This is a genomic window from Daejeonella sp., assembly GCF_044342615.1.
GTDB lineage: Bacteria > Bacteroidota > Bacteroidia > Sphingobacteriales > Sphingobacteriaceae > Daejeonella.
In genome coordinates this window covers 1-9,736 of the sequence record NZ_JBIIPN010000104.1, presented here as the reverse complement: position 1 = coordinate 9,736, position 9,736 = coordinate 1, and the positions used below count along the sequence as shown (strand labels likewise).

Annotated in this window: 12 protein-coding genes; 5 read left to right on the top strand and 7 right to left on the bottom strand. The window is 35.4% G+C overall.

The features are described from left to right. From ACIQ0D_RS09425 to ACIQ0D_RS09410, 4 genes are all read left to right on the top strand, one after another. Positions 1 to 249: DUF5687 family protein (locus ACIQ0D_RS09425; protein WP_395804988.1), on the top strand; the 249-nt coding region annotated here is incomplete at its 5' end. Between the two features lies 1 nt (position 250). Beyond that, entirely contained in the window at positions 251 to 952 is a 702-nt protein-coding gene (locus ACIQ0D_RS09420; RefSeq protein WP_395804986.1) for an ABC transporter ATP-binding protein, read from the top strand. A 22-nt stretch (positions 953 to 974) separates the two neighbouring features. Further along, on the top strand, positions 975 to 1,760 hold the full coding sequence (locus ACIQ0D_RS09415) for an SDR family oxidoreductase (RefSeq protein WP_395804984.1): 786 nt from the start codon (positions 975 to 977) through the stop codon (positions 1,758 to 1,760). A gap of 48 nt (positions 1,761 to 1,808) precedes the next feature. Further along, positions 1,809 to 2,345 (top strand): YfiT family bacillithiol transferase, encoded by a 537-nt coding sequence (locus ACIQ0D_RS09410; RefSeq protein ID WP_395804982.1) that lies wholly within the window; start codon positions 1,809 to 1,811, stop codon positions 2,343 to 2,345. A gap of 160 nt (positions 2,346 to 2,505) precedes the next feature. Here the strand turns inward: ACIQ0D_RS09410 and ACIQ0D_RS09405 are convergent, their stop codons facing one another. From ACIQ0D_RS09405 to ACIQ0D_RS09390, 4 genes are all read right to left on the bottom strand, one after another. Then, the gene (locus ACIQ0D_RS09405; RefSeq protein WP_395804980.1) at positions 2,506 to 2,898 is read right to left on the bottom strand and encodes a DUF1573 domain-containing protein; all 393 of its coding nucleotides are present in this window, start codon (positions 2,896 to 2,898) and stop codon (positions 2,506 to 2,508) included. Positions 2,899 to 3,091: 193 nt separating this feature from the next. Next, the gene (locus tag ACIQ0D_RS09400) at positions 3,092 to 3,352 is read right to left on the bottom strand and encodes an RNA-binding protein (RefSeq protein ID WP_291403109.1); all 261 of its coding nucleotides are present in this window, start codon (positions 3,350 to 3,352) and stop codon (positions 3,092 to 3,094) included. Between the two features lie 22 nt (positions 3,353 to 3,374). Beyond that, positions 3,375 to 4,595 carry a C40 family peptidase gene (locus ACIQ0D_RS09395; RefSeq protein ID WP_395804978.1) on the bottom strand — a complete coding sequence of 407 codons (1,221 nt, stop codon included), beginning with the start codon at positions 4,593 to 4,595 and terminating at the stop codon, positions 3,375 to 3,377. Positions 4,596 to 4,767: 172 nt separating this feature from the next. Next, positions 4,768 to 5,598 (bottom strand): SDR family NAD(P)-dependent oxidoreductase, encoded by an 831-nt coding sequence (locus tag ACIQ0D_RS09390; protein WP_395804976.1) that lies wholly within the window; start codon positions 5,596 to 5,598, stop codon positions 4,768 to 4,770. A gap of 81 nt (positions 5,599 to 5,679) precedes the next feature. On the opposite strand from ACIQ0D_RS09390, the gene ACIQ0D_RS09385 reads away from it, so the two are divergent. Then, entirely contained in the window at positions 5,680 to 6,363 is a 684-nt protein-coding gene (locus ACIQ0D_RS09385; protein WP_395804974.1) for an OmpA family protein, read from the top strand. 62 nt (positions 6,364 to 6,425) lie between these two features. Here ACIQ0D_RS09385 and ACIQ0D_RS09380 read toward each other — a convergent pair whose 3' ends face one another. The 3 genes from ACIQ0D_RS09380 to ACIQ0D_RS09370 form a co-directional block, all read right to left on the bottom strand. Then, positions 6,426 to 7,178 (bottom strand): hypothetical protein, encoded by a 753-nt coding sequence (locus tag ACIQ0D_RS09380; RefSeq protein WP_395804972.1) that lies wholly within the window; start codon positions 7,176 to 7,178, stop codon positions 6,426 to 6,428. A 4-nt stretch (positions 7,179 to 7,182) separates the two neighbouring features. Continuing rightward, positions 7,183 to 8,589 carry an aldehyde dehydrogenase family protein gene (locus ACIQ0D_RS09375; protein ID WP_395804990.1) on the bottom strand — a complete coding sequence of 469 codons (1,407 nt, stop codon included), beginning with the start codon at positions 8,587 to 8,589 and terminating at the stop codon, positions 7,183 to 7,185. A gap of 29 nt (positions 8,590 to 8,618) precedes the next feature. After that, positions 8,619 to 9,736, bottom strand: a 1,118-nt coding sequence (locus tag ACIQ0D_RS09370; RefSeq protein WP_395804970.1) for an amidase, incomplete at its 5' end; no start/stop codon positions are given.

Below are 9,736 nucleotides of genomic sequence, written 5' to 3'. Positions count from 1 at the left end.
AGTAAAGGATCGGCATTCAATTGGGAGGGGGTTGGAGCATCACAATGGATTTTGTCGCTTCCTCTATTAATAACACCATTTCTGATTTATTTACCATTTAGTTATATGGATTATCCGGATGCTGGAATAGCATTTATCGGCATCACGGGACTACTTTTTATTATTAGCAGAGAATTTTGGTTGAACTTATTAATCAAACAATTTCAAAATAAACGTTTTACAATAGCAGAAGGATTTAGAAATAAATAATATGATTGAGATACAGGATTTAAAAAAGGGATATTACGGTGTTAATGTGGTAAATATCCCACAATTAAGCATAAAAAAAGGCGAATCAATTGGTTTAGTAGGTAATAATGGTGCCGGCAAAACAACATTATTTCGGATGATGCTCGACCTAATTAGACCTGATGCAGGAGAGGTTTTATCTCATGAAAAAAATGTGGCCTCCAATGAAGAATGGAAAGAGTACACCGCATCTTATTTAGATGAAGGATTTTTGATTGATTACCTAACTCCAGAAGAATATTTTCATTTTGTTGGAGGATTACACAATAAAAATAAGGCTCAAATAGATATTGAATTAGAAAGCTTTAATGAATTCTTTAATTCTGAGATTTTAGATAGAGGAAAATATATCCGTGATCTTTCCAAAGGAAATCAGACGAAGGTTGGTGTGGCATCATGCTTAATTCAAAACCCACAGCTATTGATGTTGGATGAACCTTTTGCCAATATAGATCCAAGTACACAAATTCGATTAAAAAACATCATTAAAGACTTAAATAAAGAGAAGCAAATTACCTGCCTTATCTCTAGTCATGATTTAAATCATGTTACTGAAGTTTGCGATCGCATTCTTTTAATGGAAAAAGGCAAGATCATAAAAGATATCGCAACTAATTCCAATACACTTCAAGAACTCGAAGAATACTTTTCTGTATTATCTTAGCATCTTACAGAAATAAAAGGAAATGGATTTAAACCTAAAGGGAAAAAGAGCATTGGTTTGTGGTAGCAGCCAAGGAATTGGTAAAGCTAGCGCGATAGAACTCGCATTGATGGGTGCCAATGTGTGCTTGCTTGCTAGAAATGAGGAAGCTTTAAAAAAGGTTTTAAAAGAATTAGCCCTTCAAGAAGGTCAAAAACATGAGATTTTAATTGCAGACTTTAGCAATCCGGAACAATTAAAAACCGTGCTAAACGATTATCTTAAAGATAGAGATGTAGATATTTTAATCAATAATACGGGCGGTCCGGCAGGCGGGCAAGCCATTGAAGCTAGTGCAGATCTATTTATCAATGCATTTAATATGCACTTGATTTGCAATCAAATTCTTGTTCAAGCAATAGTTCCCGGAATGAAGAAAAACGGATTTGGCCGTATTATTAACATCATTTCAACATCTGTTAAAACACCTTTGAGAGGCCTCGGCGTATCCAATACTATTCGTGGAGCAGTAGCCAGCTGGGCAAAAACCTTGTCCTTAGAATTGGGACCATTTGGTATTACAGTTAATAATGTTTTACCAGGATTTACCATGACTGGGCGATTAGAATTTCTGATTAATTCGATTGCTGATAGAGAAGGAAAAAGTTTCGAATCTGTAAAAAATGAAATGATAAGCACCATTCCTGCTGGAAGAATTGCCGAAGCTGCAGAGGTGGCCGCCGCCGTTGCCTTTCTGGCTAGCCCAGCTGCATCGTATATCAATGGGATCAATGTTCCGGTTGATGGTGGGAAAACGCAATCTCTTTAGAATAACAGTTAGTGGTCAGACTAAACAGACACGTTAAAAATAAAGTAAATGGACAGGGAAAAACTAAAATTTCCGATTGGTAAGTTTGACAAACCATCAAAAATCACGAAAGATATTTTAAAAATATGGGTATCTGACATTTCAACATTCCCTAAAAGACTTTCAAGCGAAGTTCTTAGCTTGGCTGACACTCAACTTGACAAGCAATACAGACCAGATGGTTGGACATTGAGACAAGTAGTTCACCATTGTGCCGACAGCCATATGAACAGTTTGACACGTTTAAAACTTGTACTAACAGAAGAACAACCAATAATAAAACCATATTTTGAAGAACGCTGGGCTGAACTTCTTGATACTAAAAGTATGCCTATTGAACCTTCATTGAAAATGATAGAAGGGATACACGAAAGATGGACAGTTTTATTAAACAATTTGACAGATGAACAATATGGAAGAATTTTTATTCATCCAGAACACGGAAAAACCTTTAGAGTTGACGAGAATATAGGTGTTTATGCGTGGCATTGTAACCATCATCTCGCTCACATAACTGAAACAAAAAAGCGATATAATTGGGAATAAGAATTAATACTAAATAACAAAAAGAAGCCGCCCATCGCAAATCTTTGAACCGATTAAAACTCATGCTAAACAATTTTTAGCAAAGAAATTTACCGAAAAGCCTAGAAACAAAAAGACCCTTCTAGCTAGCTAGAAGGGTCTTTTAAAAGAATTTAACTAATTATTTTGCAGGTGCAGCAATTACCTCTCCTTTAATGTAAATCACCTTAGTAGGTGTTTTAGCATTTGAAGTAATTGTTAAACCCTTGCTGAAAAACGACATTGCAGCAGAGTTATAAGTTACTGTAATTGTACCTGTTTGACCTTTTAATACTGGAGTATTAGTATATTTTGGAACTGTACAACCACAAACACTAGCAATATTGCTAATAATTAATGGCTCATCACCAATATTTGTAAACTTAAAATCCACAGTAACTGGCTTACCTTGAGGAATTTTACCAAAGTCGTGAGTTTCTGTTACAAACTTAAATTCGGCTTTATTTTGAGCCTTAACTGCTGATACAGACGCAAATAAAAATACTACGCTGCAAAGAATGATTAACTTTTTCATATTTCTAACGGTTTTAGTCTTGATTTCTTCTATTCAGTAAATAGCTGTATTGAAGGATAAAACATTGTTAATTAATACTACAAAATTAAACATTTTAACGGATTTTAACTGGATAAAAAAAAATGTAACTCAAAAATTACTCTAAAATGTAAAAAAGGCTTCTTATGAAGCCTCTTTTAATAAAATATGCTTGTTAAAACCTCTTTTCAGGCTTTTTTTCTTCCGAAACACGAACACCAATTTTGCGTCCATATAATTCGCTTCCATCTAATGCCTCAATGGCTTGCTGAGCGGCTTCTTCATCATCCATTTCCACAAAGCCAAAACCTTTACTACGGCCACTTTGCTTATCCATGATTATCTTAACCGAACTAGGTTCTCCAAACTTTTCAAAGATTTCTCTTAATTCCCTTTCATCTACTTTAAATGGAAGGCCTCCTACAAAAATATTCATATGTTTATTAATTGGTTTTCTTTTATTGGCTTATTTGCCCTTGATAATAGGGATGTTTATCGATTCTCGTAATTTCAGGATCTCCAATAGCTGTTAATACACGGCGTGCACTTACTAATGTTCTAGATTGAAAATCATCGTAATTTTTTGATCCACTAATCATGCTATTAATTCTAACCAATCCGGCTGCATGAATAAACTCCCCATTTCCAATATACAAAGCCGTATGTGTAACTCTTTTTGTACGCTTATCGGCAGCAAAAAATAAATGATCGCCCGGTTTTAAATTTTTTAGCGCCTTGGAAATATTCAATGTATCGCTTTCTAGAATATCAACCGCATCGCCCACTAAAGCTTGTTGTGAAGCATCGCGCGGTAGCACAATTCCATGTAATAAATAACTCGTTTTCGTAAAACCACTGCAATCTAGTCCCTTAACAGATGTTCCACCCCATAAATAAGGAATACCCAAAAAATTACGAGCAGTGTTTAATATTTGATCAGCGCTTGGATTAGGCTGCTTTTCCCATTGATCAAACAACTGACCCTTTTTTATTGAAATATAAGCTATTCTTTTATCTGGGAAAGACACTTTGTAAAAGCCCTTAGCTTCACCCATTAGTTGTAAAATATTGCCTGCAACAAGATCGGAAACTGGCGAAGATGATTCTGAAGCCTCTGAATAAGCAAATCCAAATAAATCAGTATAAACTATTTTTGGGGAATTTTGCCAATTCTCAAAATCTGCCTTATTCATCGGAATGATACCTCTTGATTCTGTCCACGATAGGTAATTATCAGGAGTTCGGACAAAGAAATGCCCCTTTTCTTTTTTCAAAATTTTCACCGGAGTTCCCAGAGTTGCTTGAGTAGCCATCTCTGCCGCATGATTTGGCGCATATCGCGTATTAATCACAGAAAGGTTAGAAACCCCATAAATAGCTTCTCCAAGTTCTTTTGAAGGTAAAATATCCTCTTTCAGATTAACTGATAAATTTTCACTCTTTAAAAGTGTTTTAAATTCTTGAACAGCCTCTAGATTACTTGCCTGTAAGTTATAGCTTAAAGGTTCAGACTTTTCACGCTTGAGCTCATAAAATTCAGTTCTTTTATCAGGCGCGTATTTTTTTTGAACTTGCGTAGAGAGCTGATTAATTCTATTAATTAATGTTGAATCTTGAAAAGCAGCCTTAGTAGATAAACTGATAAAAAAAATCAGAGTGATAAAAAATAGTTTTTTCATATAACAAAAAAGACGAAAATGGAATATTCCATATTAGACATGAAACAAATTCCAATTAATATAAAATTAAACAAAGAATATGAAATTATTATCAATAAAATAAGCTTGTTACAATTTTGTAAACCCGCGGTATAATCTATTTGATAATGAACATGTTATGAGCTTTATTAGCTTAGTATTCGACTTTGTTTAACCAATCTAAAAAAGAATCATATTTATATTTAAAGTTTAATTCTTGAATTGTTCGCTCACTCGAGATTATCTTCCATTTGATTTTTTCAGAAATAAAAGTAGGGGCTACTAAATTCTCAAATTGGGCAGCAAGACTATAAAATTCTTCTTTAGTGGGATGGGAAGGCGAACACCCTAGATAAACACCTTGAGCAGTTTCCGAGTCGATTAAACAATTAATAAGTGCCACCGCATCATCTAAATGAATCATATTTACCGGTGCTAATCCGTTTGGAACATTTTTCTGTCCCGCAAAAAATCTACCTGGCATTCTATTAGGACCAATTAATCCCGATAATCTTAACGAGATTACCTGCATATTTAATTCTGAAAATAAGGCTTCTGTTTCTGCTAAAACTTTACCAGATTCAGTCTCAGGCCCTATTTCGGAAAATTCATTCAATATCTCATTTGACTCAGAATAAACCGATGTGGAGCTAATGAAGATTAATTTTGATACCTGCGATATGGCCAATTGTTTTCTTATCAATTGTGCCATTTGGCGGTAATTTGCTAATCCATCTACGCTTCTCCTACCCGGCGGAATAGAAATAACGAGAATATCCGATTCAAGAAATTCGCTTAAATCAGGTTCATGACTAGAATCAAAACTGAATAAATAAGGTTCAAGTCCAGCAGACCTAAAAACTGGGAATTTGTCGGGACTGGTAGTGCTCGCTTTAACCTTATATCCTTTGCTGATCAAATCAATGGCAAGTGGAAAACCCAACCATCCACAACCTAACAAACTTATCTTTAATTTCTCATTCATAGCTTCATTTCAAAGATACGGGTAATAAATTGTAACCGCTTTTGGCACTAGTTTTGAATCATGTAATATAAATATAAGACCATGAAAAAGACAAATTTAAAAATAGCAGGAATAGTATTAACATTAGCTAGTTCAACAATTATGTTTCAAGGCTGTGCCAAGGCAACAAAAACACAAAAAGGCACTGTAATTGGCGCAACAGCTGGTGGAACCATTGGAGCCATAATTGGGAAAAAAGTTGGAAACACAGCAGTAGGAGCCATAATTGGTGGTGCCGTAGGTGGTACAGCGGGTGCATATATTGGTCGTAAAATGGATAAGCAAGCAGAAGAAATTAAAAACACCATTCCGAATGCAGAAGTAATCCGAGAAGGAGAAGGAATTATAGTAAAATTTGAGTCTGGAATTTTATTTGATGTAGACCAATATGCATTAAAAACTAATGCACGAACCAATATTGAAAATCTATCGACCTCACTAAAAAATAATTTAGAGACCAATATTTTAATTGTGGGACATACCGATGCTACAGGGAGTGAAAATTACAATTTGAGACTTTCAGAACGTCGTGCCGCATCTGTTAGATCATATATCATTAGCCAAGGCATTTCACCAATTCGTTTGTCAACTGAAGGAAGAGGCGAATCGGAAGCAATAGCAAGTAATGAAACAGAAGCTGGTCGCGCTTTAAACCGCCGTGTGGAGATTGTTATCGTAGCAAATGAAAAAATGAAGGCAGAAGCAAAACAGGCACTAAATAATTAAAATTTTAACACAAATCCTCTTTTAATAGCATTTAAAGGGGGATTTTAAAAAAAGAGAAGAATTTAAACTTCTTCATCGAAAGGGCGCAAGCTTAAAACATGCCGACCTAAGTCCTGATTACCAATTACTTGCCAGTATTGAGATGCCTCGTAAATATCAACTCCACCAGAAAATAATATCCAGGCTATGTTTTGATCGATATAAACTTGGGTATCAGAATAACTTTGGTTTTCAACCAGATCCCAAGCCTTTTCAGTTCGGATGAGTTGCCATACCAAATTAGTCTCAGCCACAATCTCAATTGAAATAATTGTATCATTTGCCTGATAAACATTCTCAAAATGCTTCGGTAAAAAACGCATGCAGTATTCTAAAAAGGGCTGATAAAAATCAGCCTCCAAAAGTAAACTTGCTCCCAGTGCTTGCCGAATTTGTTGTTGATAAAGCCAATTTTTAACGTAAATTTTGAGTAAATCTAATGCGACTATGCCGAGTGTACTGTTTTTATCTAGACACGAAAATGCTGGAATCTTATTAAAATATGGATCCAATTGCTGATGAATAATCTGTAAATCAGATAAATAAGTCTCAGGATTAAAATCCTGAAAAGAATTTATTTGAACATCGTTTAAATCAGATACATTAAAAAAATGGAATAGACTCTGCCTAGATTCATCCAATAATTGAATGGCAATGTCTTGTACTTTACTATTCCCACCTGAAAGATTTTTATTCCATTGCTCCGAACTTAAACTTGAAAACAGCTCAAAAAGCTTAGAATTTAGCCTTTGGAAAAGATTTACAGCATTGTCCATGCAATTACAAAATCTTTTTTAGCCATTTAAGCAATCCTTTTTTATTTTCATATGGGGGATAAGCCAATTTATTAAAATCAGGATTCGATTGAAACATGATGCCGCGTTCGTGCGAAAAAGCCTTAAATCCATAAAAACCATGACAACTTCCTGTCCCACTATTTCCAATACCGCCAAATGGCAAATTCGGATTAGAAATATGTAGAACCACATCGTTTACACAAGTCCCGCCAGCAGAAGTCTGCCGAATAACAGTCTCAGCAAGTGTATTTGATTTAGAGAAAATATATAGAGCCAATGGTTTAGCTCTTTGGTTTACCAAATTAATGGCTTCCGGCATACTAGAATAAGTAATGATGGGCAAAATTGGTCCAAAAATCTCTTCTTGCATCAAGCTTGATGACAGTGGCACTTTAGTCAAAATAGTAGGCTCAAATGTATGGTCTGCATCACTATTTGCGCCACCTTTTACAAGAACTGCACCATCGACAATAGCTTGATCTCTTAAATTTTTTAATCTATTATAATGGGCTTCACTAATAATTTTCCCATAACTTGAACGGTCAAGTAATTGATTTTTAAAGTAAAATTTGTCGATTTTTTCTGAAATAAGTCTTAAAAACTCGACCTCCTGATTTTGACTAATCAATACATAATCGGGTGCTATACAAGTCTGACCTGCATTCATGAACTTACCCCAGACAATCTTTTCGGCTGCTTTCTCAAGATTTGCATCTTCGGCAATAATTACTGGCGATTTACCGCCCAACTCTAAGGTTACTGAACTTAAATGCTGAGCTGCAGCTGTCATTACAATTTTACCAATCTTCGGACTTCCAGTAAAAAAGATATGATCAAATGGAAGCTGTAAAAGCGCTTCAGATAAGGAAGCATCGCCTTCAAAGCAAGCCACTTCCTTGCTTTCAAAATGATTATTAATCAATTTGGTAACAAGCTGAGCTGTAGCAGAGCTAAGTTCGGAAGGTTTCAAAATAGCTGTATTTCCAGCCGCTATTGCCGAAATTAGGGGAGCTATAAGTAATTGAAAAGGATAATTCCAAGGGGAAATAATCAATGAAATTCCTTTAGGTTCATAATAAATACGGTTTTTTGTCAGTATATTACTAAAACTTGCAGCAACCCTCCGTGGTTTCATCCAAGAAGCAAGATGCTTGAGTGCAAAATCTATTTCCGCATAAACAAAATATACCTCAGTTAATGCCGCTTCAAATTCACATTTGCGTAAATCCTTTTGAAGCGCCTCAAAAATCAATTCTTCATTCTCTTGAATAAGAATTTTAAGCTTTTTAAGCTTTTCTTTTCTGTCTTTTACCGAGCTATTTCTTAAAACTAAGCTATGAGCTCTTTGAAGCTCAAATATCTCCTTGATTTTTACCTGCATTTCTTGAATAAATTCTTTAATAATCTTCAGAGTGAATACTAAAAATTCAAAGAAGGTTGTTTTTTATGAAAATCGTCAGCTCTTTGATAAGCCTCTGCAATTTTCAATAATTTTCCTTCCCCGAATAGTTGTCCGGTAAAGGTAATGCTTGTTGGCAAACCATTTCTAAAACCATTCGGTAAAACAACACAAGGATGACCACTTAAGTTTGTAGCAACTAAATTTTGTCCGAAAGCTGGTGCAATAAAAGCATCCAAACCTTTCATTTTTTTATTTAGCTCCTCAATAAGAATTGCTCTAGCGCGATTTGCTTGAATATATTCAATAGCAGGAATAAAATGCGATGAACGGAAACCACTAGGCCATGCATTTTTATCTTGCTTAACCATCAAATCATCGCGATTCGACAAAGTAAGATCTTCGAAGGCAGCACCAGATTCGGACCCTAAAATAATAAGCATATCCCGATAAGGAAGCACAGGAAGTTCAATTTCAACCAATTCTGCACCCATATCCTTTATTTTTTTAAGACTTAAGCTATCATTTGCCGAATTCGCATATTTTCTGTTGAATTCTGATTTGATAAAACCGATGCGCATACCTTTTAAACTTGCACCTTGAGGCGAACTATAATTAAAAGGAGCTGAAATTAGGCTTAAATCTTTGCTATCGGCACCCTGAATAGCATTAAAAACGATTGCGCAATCCTCTACACTCCTTGTAATAGGTCCTAGTTTGTCCATACTCCAGCTCAAAGCCATAGCACCGTATTTACTCACCCTGCCAAAGCTTGGGCGTAGTCCCGTGGTACCACATTCAGATGAAGGTGAAACAATAGAACCCAATGTTTCAGAACCAATGGCAAAAGGCATACACCCAGCAGCTACCGCAGAAGCCGAACCCGCTGATGAACCACTTGATCCACGATTTAAATTCCAAGGGTTTTTAGTTTTACCACCAAACCAAACATCACCCATTGCCAATTCGCCTAAAGTCATTTTGGCAATCAAAATTGCACCAGCATCTTCAAGCTTAGTTATTGCAGTAGCATCTATATCGAGAACTTGATCCTTATAAGGCACTGATCCCCAGGTAGTTTTATAACCCTTGGCTGCTAATAAATCTTTTGCTCCAAAAGGAATTCCATGTAATAAAC

Coding starts and splice junctions, on each gene's coding strand:
- ACIQ0D_RS09420 (WP_395804986.1), top strand. CDS start 251: ATGATTGAGATACAGGATTTAAAAAAGGGATATTACGGTGTTAATGTG.
- ACIQ0D_RS09415 (WP_395804984.1), top strand. CDS start 975: ATGGATTTAAACCTAAAGGGAAAAAGAGCATTGGTTTGTGGTAGCAGC.
- ACIQ0D_RS09410 (WP_395804982.1), top strand. CDS start 1,809: ATGGACAGGGAAAAACTAAAATTTCCGATTGGTAAGTTTGACAAACCA.
- ACIQ0D_RS09405 (WP_395804980.1), bottom strand. CDS start 2,898: ATGAAAAAGTTAATCATTCTTTGCAGCGTAGTATTTTTATTTGCGTCT.
- ACIQ0D_RS09400 (WP_291403109.1), bottom strand. CDS start 3,352: ATGAATATTTTTGTAGGAGGCCTTCCATTTAAAGTAGATGAAAGGGAA.
- ACIQ0D_RS09395 (WP_395804978.1), bottom strand. CDS start 4,595: ATGAAAAAACTATTTTTTATCACTCTGATTTTTTTTATCAGTTTATCT.
- ACIQ0D_RS09390 (WP_395804976.1), bottom strand. CDS start 5,598: ATGAATGAGAAATTAAAGATAAGTTTGTTAGGTTGTGGATGGTTGGGT.
- ACIQ0D_RS09385 (WP_395804974.1), top strand. CDS start 5,680: ATGAAAAAGACAAATTTAAAAATAGCAGGAATAGTATTAACATTAGCT.
- ACIQ0D_RS09380 (WP_395804972.1), bottom strand. CDS start 7,178: ATGGACAATGCTGTAAATCTTTTCCAAAGGCTAAATTCTAAGCTTTTT.